We start from the raw sequence: 15,763 nt of genomic DNA, 5'->3' as shown, positions 1-15,763 counted from the left end.
GAATAATCGTTCAGGAAATTTATCCTTAGACCACGGAACGGACCGTACCGCCGCGCATTCAATCTCCGCTCATTCAAAGGAGAAGATAATGCGCAAGGTTCTCTTGGCTCTCGCTGCCTTCGCTACCATCGGCATCGCTGTTCCTGCCGCTACTTCACAGGCTGATGCTCAGACCGTAGTGGTGCGGCACGGCGGCGGCCATCACGGCGGCTACCATCGCGGGCATCGTGCCAACAAGGTTGTTATTGTGAAGCGCGGTCATGGTCACATGCATCGCGGAATGCACCACGGCCACCGCTGAGCTCATTGCTCTTTAATCAAAAGGCTCCCTCACGGGGGCCTTTTTCGTTGGGCGCTATAAAGGGCAACTGAACAGCGGCCATCGCGTTTTGGAAAGAAGAGCGCAGTGCAGCTCCTCATCGGAACTTAAGTTCCAGCGGTCTGTTGGGCTGGCGTGATAAGCCGCCCCAGCTCACCGGGGCCACTGGAGGAAATTTTCCATGGCCAAAAAGCCAAAGCTTCTTGCCGACCTTTTCCATGACACCCTCAAGGATGTCTATTTCGCCGAGAAGAAGATTCTAGCCACGCTGCCGAAAATGGCAAAAGCCGCACAATCGAAAGAACTCAAGGCCGCCTTTCTGAAGCATCAGAAGGAGACCGCCGGTCAGATCAAGCGGCTCGAAGGCGTGTTCAAGATATTCGGCAAGAAGCCGACCGCCAAGAAGTGTGAGGCCATCATGGGCATTACCAAGGAAGGCGCAGAGATCATGACCGAATACAAGGGCATGCCCGCTCTCGATGCCGGTCTTGCTGCCGCGGCGCAGGCGGTGGAGCACTATGAGATCTCCCGCTACGGCACGCTGGCGACCTGGGCGAAGGAGCTTGGGATGCCTGAAGCTGTCTCGCTTCTCGATGCCACGTTGAAGGAAGAGAAGGCCACCGACGTTGCGTTGACCGCGCTGGCCAAATCTGTCGTCAACGTCGAAGCAGAGCAAGATCTCTAAGCCTATATGTCCGGCTCCGTCACTGGAGGCGGACTACGTAAGTCCTCCCACCCGTCGAAGAAACCTTTAGCGCAACAGTGGCTTATGTTTTCGCTGACATGGAGAGCGAAAATGCGCCAAGGTACGTCGTTTCGGTTGATGGCATCCGATGCAGCGAGACAGGCAAAAGAAGCCACGGACCAAGCTGAAGCTCTCCGGCTTTTACAGATGGCACACTACTGGATCTCAGCTGCAGACAACGAGGACTGGCTGAATGCCAACTCGATCCATCATCCGGTGAGATGACCTGGCTCCGAGTGAGAACTGAGAAACTTCGGAACGATCGGAAGTAGCGGGACTTGACTCCGACAACTGTCGCACATGGCGACGGTGAACGGGTGGCTGTGGCCATCAGAAAGCTCGCCATGAACATCCCGGCCGTCGACCGCGCCATCGATATTTATGGCGCCCTCTCAGGACATTCGGAAGCACCTGGCGTCCGCGCCCAGCTTTCCCAGCATCTTGACCAACTGCACAGTGAGGGGGAGACCGATCATCACCGCCTTGCGGTGCATGGCCTCTCGTTCCTTCGGCAGAACGATCTTCAGCGCAACAGCTAGGCGCGCTGCATAGCTCGCTGCTTCTGCAATGATTTACGGAGCGTCGCTTTCGCAGAGTGAGCACGCTCCTTGTCGCTCGCCGATTTCTTGATAGGACGAAATGGGCCGGTCTTCGAATTTCCGGCCATCGGCATTGCCGGCATCATCTGCGAGCAGGATTCCAACTGGGAAGGTTGAAGGCCCATAGGGAAGCCGTCCCAAGTGACCTGATCGGCCTTCTTTAACTGTTCGCTGCTATCCATATCGAAGCGGTTTTTGGCGAAGCACGCTCCCAGGTGATCGGTATCATCGAAAAGCAACGCGCCCTACCCATATCGGGAATGGTGCCGTAGTCTGCCTGCCGGTGGTGCTGGTCGACGATATCCGCACGCTGGCGGCCGGGCATTCGTTGTCCCGGCAAAACTCAGTCAGCATTCGCAAATTGTTGGTATCGACTTTGGTAGCGTCTCGGATCAACCTAAAAAATCATGTGTCTTGCAATGCGGAGCCGCCCCTGGGCGCCATTCAATCTGAAAACGCTTGAGATAGTAAGTAGTACAGATACAAACGCTTACCGCGCGTGGTGGTCACAAGCGGTGGGTCAATTGTGCGAATAGCTGACACGAAGCCTACTCATCGCGTCGGCTGTCGGCGTTCTCTGGCCTCACCATAGGCTTGTCGCCTCGAACCTCTAGGATCTCTTCAAGCAAAAGGGCTGGAAGGCGATAGGTCCCCACTGGAGCTTGACGAAGCCAATGTATAGCGTCTTCTGTTTTCAGGTTCGCGCGAGGGAGCGCGAGGCCTCAAACGCGTAGCGGTGGCCGGGACAGTCCGTTGGGACATCAGGCTGAGCGTCGTCTGTCCGATGCGCCAAGTTCAAGGAATAGTGGAATTGATGGTAGCGCAAGACGCGCGTGGGTCGCTCAAGCCAAAATGACGAGGCAAGTCGAAGCGCGCGAAAACGCCGAACTAAGGTGTAAATGGTCAAATCATTGGCCGCGCGGTCATTTCTCGTAGCCTACTCTAGTTCTCTGAATTTCGAGGGGCGGGCTGGTGAACGGTCGTGATAAGGAGCGTTGAGGGCGACCCTGCGATCCGCTTTCCTCCGTCGCTGAGGCGAGCACGGTGTCAACGTTTCAGAAATAAAATCGAGGAAAAGCCCGTCATAGGGAAGCTAACCGCACTTAGCTTCCCTATCGCATTTGAGGCGTACCGCTTTCAGGAGATATCGTTCTCTTAGAGGCTAGAGCTGCGATACGTGAGTTGAGCGGATCGAAAACCAGGTGCGAAGATAATGACCAAGACGCCAATACTCCAAGAAATCAAAGATTTCCTGAAGCGATTGTCGATTACGATCGAGCTCGATCAGCGTCGCGTTGACGGGTTGCCGCTGGAAAGATTTTCGCCCGAATACAGCCAGATGATGTGGCGCGACTGGCGGCGCCATCATCGCGATTTCATCGACAAGAAATTGCTCCCGACAGCAGATGCTATCTCGCCAGCTGTGCTGAATGAATTGACGGAGATCGCGCTCGCTTGTGAACCCACACGTATCGGGGACGTTATGCTGGAGCTCTTTGCGGAGGTCGCAAGTGGCAGCTGCTCGGACGGCGAACTTGAAAGCGCGGAGCAATTCTTTGCTCGGCTGATCAAGCAACTGCGGGATGCGCCTGTGAGCAGCTTCCGTCACGTGGGCTCTCAAGCTGCGATTATGCAGTGGCTACCTATCGTCGACCCGCTTCTGATTTCACGGGATCCCGAATGTGGCTATCGCCAAGGTGTTGGTCGGGGGTAATAGCTGCTCAGTGCCGCTCGTGAATAGGACATTGACGGTGTCGTCCATCTGGATAGGCAGTCACAGTTGACTACGTTCGTTCAATAGTTGGTTGAGGCCGGCTTCGTTAAAGAAAACTGGGGCGTGCTTCAGGCTATGGGCAGGTCGCGGCGAGGGGGGCGTCCATCACCGGAGGGCGATCTCCGTGTCGTCGTACGGCGTGAAGGCCTCGTCTATCGTGTTAGGTTGCATGTAGAGACCGCCATGCGCGCCTTCGAGGAAACGACGCACCGAGAGCAACCCATCTTGAGACCCGTTAGTGATGAGGTCGAGCGGCGGATGTCCGCCGAAGACGACCTCATTATGTGGGCTTCTCAGCCAGTCAACGCCGAGCCGTCCTTGTGGAAAGAGAATCCCCAGCGCTTTGTGAATACCGAATACCGCTGAAATGCGCGTGAGAACGTCCACATCAAGCACGAACGCGCCGTGCTCACGCGCATGCTTGCACCAGTTATAGTAAGTGGACGGGGATGGATACCCGAGGACCAGAAGGCGCTGCTCTTCCGTCAATCCCCACAGATCCGCAATAGCGAGGAAGGTCCGTAAAGCTGGAGCGCTAAGCCGCCTTCGATTGGCGGGAGCAAATCGTGAGTTATCAAGACGCTGAGGGCCCCTTACTGTCTCAGCTCGGGTCGGTTCGCGGTTATTCAAAGTAGGCCGCTCCTTTGTCAGATACGAATATAGTCCAAATTCGGACAAACTGTAATCCCTTAGGCGCACGCGCTTACGCTGCTCGAGCCGGAATGGAAGATGAAGGCGCGGATTATCCGCCAGCTCTAGAGGTCCGTTCTGCACCCGCCGAGCCGTTCAGGGGGCGGGAGCTGCCGCCGTTCCGTACTCTCGCGCAACGCGTCGAGATGCCGTCCAACTTCTTGTCGAGCACGGGCTCGGTCAAGCCGGCGGTCCGCGTCTCGCGGACGACTTCGCTCAGTGCGTCCGGAATCTTTGGTACAAGGCGGCACCGATGATTGCACAGCGATGGCGACCTATCCGGCAATTGGACAATCAAACGTTTGCCGCCGACATGTTGCTCCGGGGCGCCGCCGAGCAGACGTTTCCCCGGAAGAACCCGGCGGACGCGTGGTTCGACTTCAAGGGATGCGATCGGCACATGGTAGAGCCGCCCTGCCTTGATCGAGAGTCGCCCTGAAGGCGGTGCCGCCCACTTCGCCTTCGCGAAAGACGTGCTTCTTGAGAGCTTTGTTCATGGATGATGCCTCGGAAAGCTTGATCGGACCCCCCTCGGTTTTTTCGCGCGCAAAAATCGGCGAAAAATCGAGGCGAAATTCGTCAGGAATGTCAACGGGGTGGGAGATCGAGTCGTTCTCAAAACGAAATCGAGTCGTTCTCAAAGCGATAATCGAGTCGTTCTCAAAGTGTCTGCACAAAACACTAAATCCTTGGTGGGCCCGGCAGGACTCGAACCTGCAACCAGACCGTTATGAGCGGTCGGCTCTAACCATTGAGCTACAGGCCCCGCCGGCGTCCAGCGGGCGTGAGAGCCGGGGACGGCGGTGCAGGCATTCCTTATATCGGCCATCGCCTGTGGGCAATGCCGCGTTCCCGGGGGCGGAACTTTGGCCGGGCGGTGGCGTTGGCCCGCGCAATTTCAACGTAGGGAGGCGCGGGTGTTTCGCTGGGCTGTCATCTGTCTGATCATTTCCCTGATTGCCGGCGGCCTCGGCCTCACCAACATTTCGGCTTTCGCCAAGAAGCTCTCGATCATCTTCTTTGCGCTGTTCTTCCTCGGCTTCCTGGCTTTGCTGGGCTTCGCCTATCTCGTGGCCGGGGCGGTCAGCAGTTCTGAGCTGCTGCCCGCCATGGTCGCGGTGAGCGTCTAGCTCAGTCGCCCCCGGATCAATCGACCCTGGCTCAGTCGACCGAGACGCCGGCGAATTCCACCACCTTGCGCCATTTCTCGGTTTCGGCGGCAACCAGTTTGCCGAATTCCTCGGGCGTCATCGGCTTCGGCACGCCGCCGGTCTCGGCGAGCCGTGCGATCAGCTTCGGATCCTTCAGCGCTTCGCCCACAGCCTTGTTGAGGGTGGCGATGACCTCCGGCGGCGTGCCCTTCGGCGCGGAGATGCCGTAGAAGCCGATGGACTCGAAGCCTGGCACCGTCTCGGCAATGGCCGGGACATCCGGCACGATGGGCCAGCGTTGCGGCGAGGTGACGCCGAGCGCGCGGACGGTGCCGCCCCGCGACTGTTCGAGCGCCGTGGGCAGGTTGTCGAAGATCAACTGCACCTTGTTGGAGATGATGTCAGGAAAGGCGATCGCCGAGCCGCGATAGGGCACGTGGATCATGTCGCATTTGGTCATCGCCTTGAACAATTCGGCCGACATATGCACCGAGGTGCCATTGCCCGAGGACGCATAGGAGATCTTGCCGGGATTGGCCTTGCAGTAGTCGATGAACTCCTGGACCGTTTTCACGGGCATGCCATTCGACACCACCAGCATATTGGTGAGCTGCATGATGCTGGCGACCGGCACGGTGTCGCGGATGAAATCGTACGGCAGCTTCTTGTAGAGCGAGGCCGAGATTGCGTTGTTCGGTGCGACGAACAGCAGCGTATAGCCGTCCGGCGCCGAGGTCACGGCCGCGGCGGCGGCCAGATTGCCGCCCGATCCAGCGCGGTTTTCGACGACGAATTGCTGGCCGAAATGATCCGACAGCCACTGGGCCATGATGCGCGCCACGATATCGACGGGGCCGCCGGCAGCGAAGCCGATCAGCCAGCGCACGGGGCGATCGGGATAACCGGCGGCGGAGGCGGGGAGGGTTGTCGTGGCGAGGCTGGCGAAGCCGACGAGACACAGCACAGCAGCACGCAGAAAAGCGATCATAGTTCCTCCCAGACATGAAAATCGCAGCGCTGATGCGCGACGTCGTTCGATCGGGCTTGCCGCCCGTTACCTCCATGCTTTCATAGAATTCGGATTTTGCCTACAAGCTTGGTCGAACGATGCAGGCCGATCGACGTCGAGGTACCCCATGAAAATGATGCCGCTTGTTTGCGCAGCATTCCTGACTGTCACGACGGCCATTGCGCAGGAGGGAGCCAAACCGATGTCGACCACCATGCCTCTCAGCTTGAGTCTCGGCACGGCGACGCCCGGCGGCGGCTTCCCGCTCTATGGCGACGCCTTTGCCGAGGTGATGAACAAGGCCGATCCGTCGCTGACGCTGGCGACGCGCAACACCAAAGGCTCGACCGAGAACATCCCGTTACTCGAGGCCGGTCAGCTCGATCTCGCGCTGGTAGCCGGCGAGCCCGCTTATGAAGCGTTCAAGGGCATCGGCCGGGCGCCGACGAAGCTCAAGATCATCACCGCGCTGTATTCCAATCCGGGCATGTTCGTGGTGCGCGCCGACAGTCCCTACAAGACGATTCGCGATCTCGTCGGCAAGCCGATCGCCTTCGGTGCGAAAGGCTCCGGCCTCGTGTTCCTGTCGCGCTATGTGCTGGACGGGATCGGCCTCGATCAGGACAAGGATTTTCAGGCGGTCTATCTCGACCGCGCCGGCGACGGTCCGGCGATGGTGCAGGACGGCCGCGTCGCCGCGCTGTGGGGGGCGGGCCTGGGCTGGCCCGGCTTCAAGGCCATGGGCGAAAGCCCCGGCGGCGCGCGCTTCATTGCGCCCGATGCGGCGGAGATCGCGCAGATCCGTGCCAAGCACGCCTTCCTCAAGCCGATGCTGGTGGGCGCCAACAGCTATCCGAACCAGCCGATGCCGATCGCGTCGGTGGGCTCGTGGAGCTACATCCTCGCGCGCGAAACGCTGCCGGATGAGGTCGCCTATCGTCTGGCGAAGACACTGCACGGCGCCGAAGCCACGCTCGGTGCGCGGCTCGCACAGGCGAAGGAGACGACAGCGAGCAATACGGTCGCGGCGGCGCCGGATGTGGCGCTGATCAATCCGGGTGTGCTGAAGTACTATCGGGAAATTGGGTTGGTGAAGTAGTTGGTCGATGTCATCCTCGCGAAGGCGGGGACCCATAGCCGCTGTCGAATTGGTGAGAGCGCTATCGCCACCGCTCTGTCGCTTCTCTTTCGCTGACCGTGGTTATGGGTCCCCGCCTTCGCGGGGACGACTATGGAGTTTACGATGCTCTACTTCTTCCCGCCTTACTTCTTTCCCAACACACAGGCCGGGTCCGGCGGCCCGAATGCTTCCTCTCCGGAAATCTTTGCGAGGATCTTGTAGTAGTCCCACGGATACTTGGACTCTTCGGGCGACTTGACCTGTACCAGCATCAGGTCGTGCACCATCAACCCATCCTCGCGTAGTTTGCCGTTGCGGGCGAAGAAATCCTCGATGGGCTTCTCGCGCATCTTGGCGGCGACTTTCAGCGGCTCGTCGGTGCCGGCTTCCTTGATGGCATTGAGATAGACCATGGTGGAGGAATAGACGCCAGCCTGCCACATGGTGGGCATCCGCTTGGTCTTCTCGAAGAAGCGCTTCGACCAGGCGCGAGTTTTGTCGTCCATGTCCCAGTAGAAGGCGGTGGTCAGCAGCAGACCCTGTGCGGTCTGTAGCCCCAGCGAGTCGATGTCGGTGATCAGCGCCAGCAGCGCCGCCATCTGCTGGCCGCCTTTGAACACGCCGAATTCGCCGGCGGTCTTGATCTCGTTGATGTTGTTCGGCGGTCCACCGGCGATGCCAATGATCTTGGCTTTCGAGGCCTGCGCCTGCAGCACGAAGGACGACAGGTCCGATGCGCCGAATGGCGGGCGTACAGAGCCGATCACCTTGCCGCCAGTCTTGGTGATGACGGCAGATGCGTCGCGCTCCAGCGCATGGCCGAAGGCGAAATCATCGGTGATGAAGAACCAGCTGTCACCGCCGCGCTTCACGACTTCCTGCGCGGTGCCGACGGCGAGCGCACGGGTGTCGAACACCCATTGCATCGTATAGGGCGAACAGAATTTGCCGTGGAAGTCCGCGGCGCCGGTCGAATGGGTGATGAACAGCCGCTTGCGATCGTTGGCGACGTTCTGCACGGCGAGGCCGACGGCAGACACCGGCACGTCGACAATGAGATCGACCTGATCGACATCGTACCAGCGCCGCGCGAGACTGGCGCCGACATCGGGCTTGAGCTGATGGTCACCGATGATGATGCTGATCGGCTTGCCCAGCACGGTCCCGCCGAAATCATCCACGGCCATTTGCGCGGCCGTCACCGAACCCTGGCCGGAGGGCGTCGAGGCTGGGCCGTTCATATCGGTGAGCACGCCGATCTTGACGACGTCGTCGGAGACCTGGGCCGAGGCGGTTGAGGCGAGGAGAGCAAGTGCAATGCTTGAGATCACGGACAAAGATGTGCCGCGCATGAAGGTCCTCCCATTTGTCGCGACACTTCGGTCGCGTGTTGGGAGAAGCTTAGGTCAGGCTTTGTCGTCGAGCAATGCAAGCCGTTCGGCTTCCGCGATGTCATCCATCGTATTGGCATTGAAGAACGGATCGACAGGATCAGTCGGCCATTCCACGGTCGCGAGCGCGTAGCGGGATGTCCAGCGGCCGACCTTACGGATGTCCTCGTTGACGAGGGCGTGCCGTAACTCATGGCGCAGGGAGACATCCCACAAGCCGACGACGGGGTGCGACTGTCCGGCCGATGACGCGACCGCAAGCTGCGCATTCTCCGCAATGCGGGCCTGATGCAAGCGGGTGCCGAGATCGCGCGGCAGGAACGGGCAGTCGCCGGCGACGCTGAGCATCCATGTGACATCCGGTCGGTTGACGGCTGTCCATTCCAGACCTGCGAGAATGCCGGCGAGGGGGCCGGGGAAATCCGCGACGTCGTCGGCAATCACCGGCAGACCGAAGGACGCAAATCGCGCAGGATTCCCATTGGCATTCAGCACCAGCCCATCGCATTGCGGTGCGATGCGCGCGATCACGCGGGCCAGGATGCTGCGGCCGCCAATCTCGCGCATCGGCTTGTCGCCGCCGCCCATCCGGCGCGCGAGACCGCCCGCGAGAAGCACGCCCAGCGTGGCCGGATATGTGTTCGTCATCGCCATACCGCTGCATATGACATTTGACGCCAGCCCGATATAACGCAGTTGCACCAAGTGGAACCGCGCGATGCCCGTGACCAAGCTCGACCTGACCGGATTGAAATGCCCGTTGCCGGCGCTGATGACGCGCAAGGCGATGAAGGCACTGTCGGTCGGCGACCGCCTCGAAGTCCACTGCACGGACCCCCTCGCGGTGATCGACATCCCTGCGTTGATTCAGCAAAGCGGCGATCAGATCGAAGCCTCCGAACGCAGTGGCGATGTGATCGTTTTCTTCATCGAAAAACGAAATGCTGCGATTGCAAATCGCGATTGAATTGCTGCGATGCAGTGGAAATCATTGATAAATTTTCGCTCCTGATACCTTTGGACTATCGACTCCCGCAGTCGCTTCTGGCCCTGTTCTAAAGTGCGAGCGTGCGTGAATCTTTGTCCGCGCGCCGCAGGGGAATTGACGAAGCGACTTTTTCAAATCGCAGACCGGCTCAGAAGGGTCGGCTGCAGGGGAGAACTTTCATGACAAGTGTGGGCAACGCCGGAACACTGTCTGGCACCAAGCCAGGATTGCTGGAACGCGAACGCATCATTGCGACCGCCGGCTTCAACCGGTGGCTGGTTCCACCTGCTGCACTTTGTATTCATCTCTGTATCGGCATGGCCTACGGCTTCAGCGTGTTCTGGCTGCCGCTGTCGCAAGCAATCACGACACCTGCCTCGAAGGAGGTGTGCGAGGGCATGAGCCTCGCCACCGAGCTGTTCACCACCACCTGTAATTGGAAGGTCGCCAGCCTCGGCTGGATGTACACGCTGTTCTTCGTGCTGCTCGGCGTCTCCGCCGCCATCTGGGGCGGCTGGCTCGAGCGGGTCGGTCCGCGCAAGGCCGGCTTCGTCTCGGCGATGTGCTGGTGCGGCGGTCTCGTGCTCGGTTCGATCGGCGTCTACGCGCATCAGCTCTGGCTGCTGTGGATCGGCTCCGGCGTGATCGGCGGTGTTGGTCTCGGCCTCGGCTACATCTCGCCGGTATCGACGCTGGTGAAGTGGTTTCCGGATCGTCGCGGGATGGCGACGGGCATGGCGATCATGGGCTTCGGCGGCGGTGCGATGATCGGCTCGCCGCTGGCTAACCTCTTGATGAATTATTTCAAGACTCCGACCGATGTCGGCGTCTGGCAGACCTTCCTGGCCATGGGCGTCATCTACTTCGTGTTCATGACCATTGGCGCGTTCTCCTATCGCATCACGCCACCGAACTGGAAGCCGGAAGGCTGGACCCCGCCGGCTACTGCGAATGCGATGATCACCACCGGCCACGTGCATCTCGACAATGCGCACAAGACCAAACAGTTCTGGCTGATCTGGGGCGTGCTCTGCCTGAACGTGTCGGCGGGCATCGGCGTCATCGGCATGGCCTCGCCGATGCTGCAGGAAATCTTCGCGGGCAAGCTGATCGGCGCGCCGGATCTCTCCTTCAGCCAGCTCTCAGCAGCACAGAAGACGGCGATCGCCGGCATCGCAGCCGGCTTCGCGGGTCTGATCTCGCTGTTCAACATCGGCGGCCGCTTCTTCTGGGCGTCTTTGTCGGACAAGCTCGGCCGCAAGAACACCTACTACACGTTCTTTATTCTCGGCATCGTGCTCTATGCACTGGTGCCGACCTTCGCGGCGATGGGCAGCAAGGTTCTGTTCGTGCTGGCCTTCGGCATCATCCTCTCGATGTATGGCGGCGGCTTCGCGACCATCCCGGCCTATCTCGCCGATATCTTCGGCACCCAGTTCGTGGGTGCGATCCACGGCCGGTTGCTGACGGCCTGGGCGACTGCGGGCATCGTCGGTCCGGTGGTAGTGAACTACATCCGTGAATTCCAGATCGCTGCCGGCGTGCCGCGGGCGCAGGTCTATGACTTCACGATGTACATCCTCGCCGGCATGCTGGTGCTGGGACTGATCTGCAACATGCTGGTGAAGCCACTGGCGCCGCACTGGTTTATGAAGCCGGAGGAAGTCGCGAAGTTGCAGGCCAAGGGCGCCGAGGCGGCGTCGGCCGGCGGAGGCTCCTATGGCATTGGCAAGGGCGGTTTCGATGGCGCAGCCATTGCCTTCTGGGCTTTTGTCGGTGTCCCGCTGTGCTGGGGTGTCTGGCTGACGCTGCAGAGCGCCGCGCGCATCTTCCAGTAAAACCTGCGCGGGACTGGCGGCGAAAGCTTCCGGTCCCGTTTCACATCTGACGAACAATCTTCAAAACAAGCACATTCGGGGATAATGATGACACGCATCACTACGGGCCTCGTGGCCGCACTGTTCGTTGTGACTTCAATGGGCGTTGCTTCGGCACAGGCGCCTGCGACGCCGGTAACCCCTGCTGCGCCCGCCAAGATGAAGCTGAACAAGCAGAGTCTGAAGGACATGAAGGCGAAGTGGAGCGCCAACAAGGGCAAGCTCAAGGCCTGCCGCAAGGACGTCAAGGTCAAGGGCCTCGCCGGCGACGACCGCTGGTTCTACATCGAAGACTGCATGGCCAAGAGCTGAGCCGTAGCAAGAGCCGGGTCGTAGGATGGGTAGAGCGCAGGCGCGTAGTGCCGGAGCGAAACCCATCCTACGGGCTTCGGGCCATCAGCCTGATCTTTATGCCGCGCTTATGAACGAGCGCGGCTGCCCGTCTCGATTTCATATGGCGATGTCCGCATCTTCTCATCATCCCGACGCGCTCATGCGCCAGGGATTTGAGAAGACGGACAACGACCATGACGATGTTCTACAATCGCGATACGCAGCTGCACGATTTCTCGGCCGACAGCGCCTATCGCTCCTATCTCATCAGCCGCAATCAGCCGCCGATCGTCCATCACTCGGGCGATATCCAATGGAAACGGCTCTGCGTAGCCATCAGGCTGACGCGTAACCACATCAAGGGCTTCTTCGCCGCCATCCACATGGCCCTGGTGGCCGACAAGATGCGCCGCGCGCGGCGTGAACTGGCGCGCGTCCGTGTGCGCGCCGCCGATACGCCGGTGCTTCCGGATCGCCGGAGCGTCCCATGAGCGGGGACCGTTCTGCGGCGCTGTTTGCGCGTATTGCCTCCTATGCGACCATCATGCCGGGCGTTCTCGCCCGACTATGGCGTTTCGTCATTGGACCTGCTGTCTATCGGCCGGCCGCGCATTATATGCGCGGACCCGGCCCGAAATGTCGTGAGAAGCACGAACGGACGCGTCCGCAATCCTAGCGGGCGCGGCGCAGGGGCGGCGCATCGTCAGGCTGTGCCCAGATCGCCTCCATCGCGGTGTAGACCTGCCACTGCTCGGTCTCTGTGAGCGCCGTCAGCGGCAGGCGTACGGCGGCATTCCCCAGGCCCCGCAGGGTCAATGCATATTTCACTGCCGATGTAACCTGGTCCGGGGGCAGAGCTGCTGCGAGCGGCGCCAGCATGTCGGAGATGGTCGTCGCATAGCGCGGGCATCCCTGGCGGGCCGCGTAATACATGCCCCGGCAGAGCTGCGGCGCCACATTGGCCATCGCGGAGACAACGCCGTCGCCGCCGAGCAGCAGATAAGGCAGGGCTGCGGTGTCCTGTCCCGTCAGCATCCGGAAGCCCGCTGGCAGCAGCGGTCGCAATCGCGCCAGCCGTCCGGCGTCGCCGGTGTCGTCGCGCAGGCCTATCAATCGCGGCGAGGCGGCGAGACCGATGAGCGTGTCGTCGGACAGCGCACGGGCACAACGCGACGGTGCGTCATGCACAATGACCGGCAGCAATGTCGCCTCCAGAATCGCACGGAAATGCGCTGCGATGCCACTTGCCGTCGGGCGGTTGTAATATGGCACGACCGATATGACGGCATCGGCGCCGGCGGCCCATGCCAGCCGCGTCGATTCAATGGCGCGGCTGGTGCAGTTCGATCCCGCGCCGGCAATGACGTGGATGCGCCCGCGGGCGACGCCGGCGGCAGTCCGGATCAGCGTGGCGCGCTCGTTCGAGGTGAGCGTGTCGGCTTCGCCGGTGGTCGCGCCGACCACGATGGCACTGGCGCCGGCACAGACCTGTCGCTCGCACAGCCGCGCGAAAGTGAGGAGATCGAGCGCGCCATGCGCGTCGAACGGCGTCGGCAGATCGGCGATGATGCCGTGCAGCCAGTCGTTGGCGTGATGGGAGGCATGAGCTTGCGGGAGGGCGTGAGCCCGAAGAGCAACTGTGGGCATAGTGAGAAGCTCAGGCGACACGCCGTTGTTGTAACAGTTCGACAGAGGTTGCTGCCGTGAAGGGCAGGGCGTTCATATCGAGTTCGATGAGGCCCGCTGTCTCGATGATAGATTCGGGACGATGGCCGTTCTCGAACAGCGCGTAACGCACAGCGTTCGCGCGGCTGACGAACAGACCGCCGAACAGGCCGTTCTGCTCCTGCGCGACCCACTGGCCGCGGCCGTTCTTGCCGATGAAAACGAGGGATGAGCTACACGAGGGAGGTTCGATGGTGATCACTTGCAGTCTCCAGTTCATTCGCTTGAGCGAATAGCTGCAAGATGATCGGCCGCCCGTTTGAAAACGAGATGAGCGGCAGTGCCGCGTTATAGGGATTTCATAAGTGCGTCCGTTCGCACATCACCCACGCGGAACCATCACCGATGATGACGATTGATCGTTTCGATCACAACGGGAGCATGGAATGGCGAAATATTCCAAGAAGGCCGCCGCGAAGGTCGCGCGAGCCATGAAGAAGCGCAAGGCCGGCACATTGCGAAGCGGTGGCTCGGGCAAGAAGGTCACCAGCACGAAGCAGGCCATCGCCATCGGCCTGTCGGAAGCTCGCGCCGAGGGCAAGAAGGTGCCGAAGAAAAAGACGGTGAAGAAAGCCAACAAGAAGACGGCGGGGAAAAAGAAAGCGGCCAAAAAATCCCGGAAGTCGACGAAGGCCTGAGGCTGCGCCGATGTACGTTGATCGACGCATATGAACCAATCTTCGTCATGCCCGGGCTTGTTCCGGGGATCCACGTCTTGGGGAGAGAAAAGACGTAGATGGCCGGGACAAGCCCGGCCATGACAGTTTCGACCGAAGCGTCATCGCCTCACTTGGTCTGCAGCGTCGCCTTCAGCAGGTGGTCCTTACATTCATCGTCCTTGCCCTCCGCCATTGCTTCGCTGGCTAGGCCGATCTCGTCGGAAGCGGTCTTCTTTTGCTTGCCTTCGGCCATCTTGGCGATGGCTTCGGCGACGAAGGCGATATTCGAGGCGTTGCATTCCCGTGTCTGCAGCTGCTGTGCCGGCGCAGCCACAGTCGTCATCACCGCGATGCCTATGATCATTCCCAAAATCTTCATGCGCTCAGCTTGCCTTGCGATGTCGCGCCGATGACCGCGCAGCCTTCTTGACCGGACGCTTGCGTGCCACATGTGGTCGTGACGACGAAGCGCGTTTGGTCGACTTGCCCTTGCCACCCTTGAGGCTCGCCTTCAGCGCATCCATCAGGTTGATGACGTTGTCCGGCTTCTCCTCCTTCTCGACGACCTTCACCGGCTTGCCCGCGGCCTTGCGCTTCACCAGCGTCTTCAGCGCGGTCTCATATTCATCCTTGAACTTGCTGGGATCGAAATGCGACGCCTTGCTGTCGAGGATATGTACCGCAAGGTCGATCATGTCCTTGGAGATCTTCGGCGACTTGATGTCGTCGAAATAGTCGTCCTCATCGCGTACCTCATAAGGGAAACGCAGCGTAGTACCGAGCAGGCCCTTGCCGAGCGGCTCGATGGCGATGATGTGCTCGCGATTGGTGAGCACGATGCGCGCCAGCGCCACGCGATCCTTGTCCTTCATGGCATCGCGGATCACAGCGAACGCATCGGCACCGGCCTTGCCGTCGGGCGCGATGTAATAGGGGTTGTTCAGATAGCGCCGATCGATCTCGTCGCGCGGTACGAAGTTGTCGATATCGATGGTGTGATTGCTCTCGATCTGCACGGCCTCGAGTTCTTCCTTCTCGATCTCGACATATTCGCCCTTGCTGATCTCGTAGCCGCGGCCCTTCTGTTCCTTCTCCACGACATCGCCGGTCTCGACGTCCACCATCTGCTGCTTCAGCCGGTTGCCGGTCTCACGGTTGATCATGTGGAATTTGGTTTTCTCCACCGAGGTCGCGGCCGGATACAGCACCACCGGGCAGGTGACGAGCGACAGCTTGAGAGAGCCTTTCCAATAGGCGCGGGGCGGGGCCATACTCGTCCTCCAACTCGATCTACAGAATGAAGCGCACAGGCCGCAAAGTATTGCGCTGGCGTGAATTTCCAGGAACTTCAACGGCAGTTGCCGGTTTTGGTTCCGGGCCGGA

At 60.4% G+C, this 15,763-nt stretch carries 21 protein-coding genes and 1 tRNA gene; 11 read left to right on the top strand and 11 right to left on the bottom strand.

Annotated features, from left to right (window positions below; translation table 11 throughout):
* Nucleotides 1-154: 154 nt before the first annotated feature.
* Entirely contained in the window at nucleotides 155-307 is a 153-nt protein-coding gene (locus tag BLW80_RS30500) for a hypothetical protein (RefSeq protein WP_170849795.1), read from the bottom strand.
* 193 nt (nucleotides 308-500) lie between these two features.
* Here BLW80_RS30500 and BLW80_RS25315 point away from each other — a divergent pair, with 193 nt between their 5' ends.
* The 3 genes from BLW80_RS25315 (at nucleotide 501) to BLW80_RS25310 (ending at nucleotide 1,603) form a co-directional block, all read left to right on the top strand.
* On the top strand, nucleotides 501-1,004 hold the full coding sequence (locus BLW80_RS25315) for a YciE/YciF ferroxidase family protein (protein ID WP_068738671.1): 504 nt from the start codon (nucleotides 501-503) through the stop codon (nucleotides 1,002-1,004).
* Nucleotides 1,005-1,115: 111 nt separating this feature from the next.
* Nucleotides 1,116-1,289, top strand: a complete 174-nt coding sequence (locus BLW80_RS30495) for a hypothetical protein (RefSeq protein ID WP_170849794.1) — start codon at nucleotides 1,116-1,118, stop codon at nucleotides 1,287-1,289.
* 119 nt (nucleotides 1,290-1,408) lie between these two features.
* Nucleotides 1,409-1,603: a hypothetical protein gene (locus BLW80_RS25310; protein WP_093760756.1), complete on the top strand. Its 195-nt coding sequence runs from the start codon at nucleotides 1,409-1,411 to the stop codon at nucleotides 1,601-1,603.
* Here BLW80_RS25310 and BLW80_RS25305 read toward each other — a convergent pair.
* Nucleotides 1,600-1,902 carry a hypothetical protein gene (locus tag BLW80_RS25305; protein ID WP_093760754.1) on the bottom strand — a complete coding sequence of 101 codons (303 nt, stop codon included), beginning with the start codon at nucleotides 1,900-1,902 and terminating at the stop codon, nucleotides 1,600-1,602. The genes BLW80_RS25310 and BLW80_RS25305 overlap by 4 nt on opposite strands.
* Nucleotides 1,903-2,876: 974 nt before the next feature.
* Here BLW80_RS25305 and BLW80_RS25295 point away from each other — a divergent pair.
* The gene (locus BLW80_RS25295) at nucleotides 2,877-3,377 is read left to right on the top strand and encodes a hypothetical protein (RefSeq protein WP_093760752.1); all 501 of its coding nucleotides are present in this window, start codon (nucleotides 2,877-2,879) and stop codon (nucleotides 3,375-3,377) included.
* Nucleotides 3,378-3,542: 165 nt separating this feature from the next.
* Here the strand turns inward: BLW80_RS25295 and BLW80_RS25290 are convergent, their stop codons facing one another.
* Both BLW80_RS25290 and BLW80_RS25280 read right to left on the bottom strand, forming a co-directional pair.
* A complete protein-coding gene (locus BLW80_RS25290; RefSeq protein ID WP_093761171.1) occupies nucleotides 3,543-4,067 on the bottom strand; it encodes an antitoxin Xre-like helix-turn-helix domain-containing protein in 525 nt (174 codons plus the stop codon).
* 750 nt (nucleotides 4,068-4,817) lie between these two features.
* Nucleotides 4,818-4,893: transfer RNA gene (locus BLW80_RS25280), tRNA-Ile, on the bottom strand.
* Between the two features lie 151 nt (nucleotides 4,894-5,044).
* Here BLW80_RS25280 and BLW80_RS25275 point away from each other — a divergent pair.
* Nucleotides 5,045-5,257, top strand: a complete 213-nt coding sequence (locus BLW80_RS25275) for a DUF1328 domain-containing protein (RefSeq protein WP_093760748.1) — start codon at nucleotides 5,045-5,047, stop codon at nucleotides 5,255-5,257.
* Nucleotides 5,258-5,288: 31 nt separating this feature from the next.
* Here BLW80_RS25275 and BLW80_RS25270 read toward each other — a convergent pair whose 3' ends face one another.
* Complete coding sequence (locus tag BLW80_RS25270; protein WP_170849793.1) at nucleotides 5,289-6,266, bottom strand: Bug family tripartite tricarboxylate transporter substrate binding protein; 978 nt, start codon at nucleotides 6,264-6,266, stop codon at nucleotides 5,289-5,291.
* 148 nt (nucleotides 6,267-6,414) lie between these two features.
* Between BLW80_RS25270 and BLW80_RS25265 the strand changes: the two genes are divergently transcribed.
* The gene (locus tag BLW80_RS25265; RefSeq protein ID WP_093760746.1) at nucleotides 6,415-7,386 is read left to right on the top strand and encodes a TAXI family TRAP transporter solute-binding subunit; all 972 of its coding nucleotides are present in this window, start codon (nucleotides 6,415-6,417) and stop codon (nucleotides 7,384-7,386) included.
* 164 nt (nucleotides 7,387-7,550) lie between these two features.
* Here BLW80_RS25265 and BLW80_RS25260 read toward each other — a convergent pair whose 3' ends face one another.
* Nucleotides 7,551-8,759 carry an ABC transporter substrate-binding protein gene (locus BLW80_RS25260; RefSeq protein ID WP_093760744.1) on the bottom strand — a complete coding sequence of 403 codons (1,209 nt, stop codon included), beginning with the start codon at nucleotides 8,757-8,759 and terminating at the stop codon, nucleotides 7,551-7,553.
* Nucleotides 8,760-8,813: 54 nt separating this feature from the next.
* Nucleotides 8,814-9,446 carry a molybdenum cofactor guanylyltransferase MobA gene (gene mobA / locus BLW80_RS25255; RefSeq protein ID WP_093761167.1) on the bottom strand — a complete coding sequence of 211 codons (633 nt, stop codon included), beginning with the start codon at nucleotides 9,444-9,446 and terminating at the stop codon, nucleotides 8,814-8,816.
* 70 nt (nucleotides 9,447-9,516) lie between these two features.
* Here mobA and BLW80_RS25250 point away from each other — a divergent pair, with 70 nt between their 5' ends.
* The 4 genes from BLW80_RS25250 (at nucleotide 9,517) to BLW80_RS25235 (ending at nucleotide 12,487) form a co-directional block, all read left to right on the top strand.
* Nucleotides 9,517-9,765 carry a sulfurtransferase TusA family protein gene (locus BLW80_RS25250; RefSeq protein ID WP_093760742.1) on the top strand — a complete coding sequence of 83 codons (249 nt, stop codon included), beginning with the start codon at nucleotides 9,517-9,519 and terminating at the stop codon, nucleotides 9,763-9,765.
* 200 nt (nucleotides 9,766-9,965) lie between these two features.
* Nucleotides 9,966-11,624 (top strand): OFA family MFS transporter, encoded by a 1,659-nt coding sequence (locus BLW80_RS25245; protein WP_093760740.1) that lies wholly within the window; start codon nucleotides 9,966-9,968, stop codon nucleotides 11,622-11,624.
* 87 nt (nucleotides 11,625-11,711) lie between these two features.
* A complete protein-coding gene (locus BLW80_RS25240; protein ID WP_093761165.1) occupies nucleotides 11,712-11,975 on the top strand; it encodes a hypothetical protein in 264 nt (87 codons plus the stop codon).
* Between the two features lie 215 nt (nucleotides 11,976-12,190).
* A complete protein-coding gene (locus BLW80_RS25235; RefSeq protein WP_199712044.1) occupies nucleotides 12,191-12,487 on the top strand; it encodes a hypothetical protein in 297 nt (98 codons plus the stop codon).
* Nucleotides 12,488-12,668: 181 nt separating this feature from the next.
* Here BLW80_RS25235 and dapA read toward each other — a convergent pair whose 3' ends face one another.
* Both dapA and BLW80_RS25220 read right to left on the bottom strand, forming a co-directional pair.
* A complete protein-coding gene (gene dapA, locus BLW80_RS25225) occupies nucleotides 12,669-13,643 on the bottom strand; it encodes a 4-hydroxy-tetrahydrodipicolinate synthase (protein ID WP_093760736.1) in 975 nt (324 codons plus the stop codon).
* A gap of 10 nt (nucleotides 13,644-13,653) precedes the next feature.
* A complete protein-coding gene (locus BLW80_RS25220) occupies nucleotides 13,654-13,923 on the bottom strand; it encodes a hypothetical protein (RefSeq protein WP_093761163.1) in 270 nt (89 codons plus the stop codon).
* 184 nt (nucleotides 13,924-14,107) lie between these two features.
* Between BLW80_RS25220 and BLW80_RS25215 the strand changes: the two genes are divergently transcribed.
* Nucleotides 14,108-14,359: a DUF6496 domain-containing protein gene (locus tag BLW80_RS25215; RefSeq protein WP_093760734.1), complete on the top strand. Its 252-nt coding sequence runs from the start codon at nucleotides 14,108-14,110 to the stop codon at nucleotides 14,357-14,359.
* 148 nt (nucleotides 14,360-14,507) lie between these two features.
* Here the strand turns inward: BLW80_RS25215 and BLW80_RS25210 are convergent, their stop codons facing one another.
* Nucleotides 14,508-14,744 carry a hypothetical protein gene (locus BLW80_RS25210; protein ID WP_139285934.1) on the bottom strand — a complete coding sequence of 79 codons (237 nt, stop codon included), beginning with the start codon at nucleotides 14,742-14,744 and terminating at the stop codon, nucleotides 14,508-14,510.
* A gap of 19 nt (nucleotides 14,745-14,763) precedes the next feature.
* Nucleotides 14,764-15,651 carry a non-homologous end joining protein Ku gene (gene ku, locus BLW80_RS25205; RefSeq protein ID WP_093760730.1) on the bottom strand — a complete coding sequence of 296 codons (888 nt, stop codon included), beginning with the start codon at nucleotides 15,649-15,651 and terminating at the stop codon, nucleotides 14,764-14,766.
* Nucleotides 15,652-15,763: the final 112 nt, after the last annotated feature.

This window comes from Tardiphaga sp. OK245 (genome assembly GCF_900108575.1).
Classification (GTDB): Bacteria; Pseudomonadota; Alphaproteobacteria; order Rhizobiales; family Xanthobacteraceae; genus Tardiphaga; species Tardiphaga robiniae.
The sequence above is the reverse complement of the archived record's forward strand: the minus strand, read 5'-3'. Positions and strand labels throughout refer to the sequence as shown.

Excerpts from the sequence above, each read along its gene's own strand:
- BLW80_RS30500 (WP_170849795.1), bottom strand. The coding sequence starts at position 307 with ATGAGCTCAGCGGTGGCCGTGGTGCATTCCGCGATGCATGTGACCATG.
- BLW80_RS25235 (WP_199712044.1), top strand. The coding sequence starts at position 12,191 with ATGACGATGTTCTACAATCGCGATACGCAGCTGCACGATTTCTCGGCC.
- BLW80_RS25315 (WP_068738671.1), top strand. The coding sequence starts at position 501 with ATGGCCAAAAAGCCAAAGCTTCTTGCCGACCTTTTCCATGACACCCTC.
- BLW80_RS25295 (WP_093760752.1), top strand. The coding sequence starts at position 2,877 with ATGACCAAGACGCCAATACTCCAAGAAATCAAAGATTTCCTGAAGCGA.
- mobA (WP_093761167.1), bottom strand. The coding sequence starts at position 9,446 with ATGACGAACACATATCCGGCCACGCTGGGCGTGCTTCTCGCGGGCGGT.
- BLW80_RS25265 (WP_093760746.1), top strand. The coding sequence starts at position 6,415 with ATGAAAATGATGCCGCTTGTTTGCGCAGCATTCCTGACTGTCACGACG.
- BLW80_RS25215 (WP_093760734.1), top strand. The coding sequence starts at position 14,108 with ATGGCGAAATATTCCAAGAAGGCCGCCGCGAAGGTCGCGCGAGCCATG.
- BLW80_RS25210 (WP_139285934.1), bottom strand. The coding sequence starts at position 14,744 with ATGATCATAGGCATCGCGGTGATGACGACTGTGGCTGCGCCGGCACAG.
- BLW80_RS25240 (WP_093761165.1), top strand. The coding sequence starts at position 11,712 with ATGACACGCATCACTACGGGCCTCGTGGCCGCACTGTTCGTTGTGACT.
- dapA (WP_093760736.1), bottom strand. The coding sequence starts at position 13,643 with ATGCCCACAGTTGCTCTTCGGGCTCACGCCCTCCCGCAAGCTCATGCC.
- BLW80_RS25270 (WP_170849793.1), bottom strand. The coding sequence starts at position 6,266 with ATGATCGCTTTTCTGCGTGCTGCTGTGCTGTGTCTCGTCGGCTTCGCC.
- BLW80_RS25245 (WP_093760740.1), top strand. The coding sequence starts at position 9,966 with ATGACAAGTGTGGGCAACGCCGGAACACTGTCTGGCACCAAGCCAGGA.
- ku (WP_093760730.1), bottom strand. The coding sequence starts at position 15,651 with ATGGCCCCGCCCCGCGCCTATTGGAAAGGCTCTCTCAAGCTGTCGCTC.
- BLW80_RS30495 (WP_170849794.1), top strand. The coding sequence starts at position 1,116 with ATGCGCCAAGGTACGTCGTTTCGGTTGATGGCATCCGATGCAGCGAGA.
- BLW80_RS25250 (WP_093760742.1), top strand. The coding sequence starts at position 9,517 with ATGCCCGTGACCAAGCTCGACCTGACCGGATTGAAATGCCCGTTGCCG.
- BLW80_RS25310 (WP_093760756.1), top strand. The coding sequence starts at position 1,409 with ATGAACATCCCGGCCGTCGACCGCGCCATCGATATTTATGGCGCCCTC.
- BLW80_RS25260 (WP_093760744.1), bottom strand. The coding sequence starts at position 8,759 with ATGCGCGGCACATCTTTGTCCGTGATCTCAAGCATTGCACTTGCTCTC.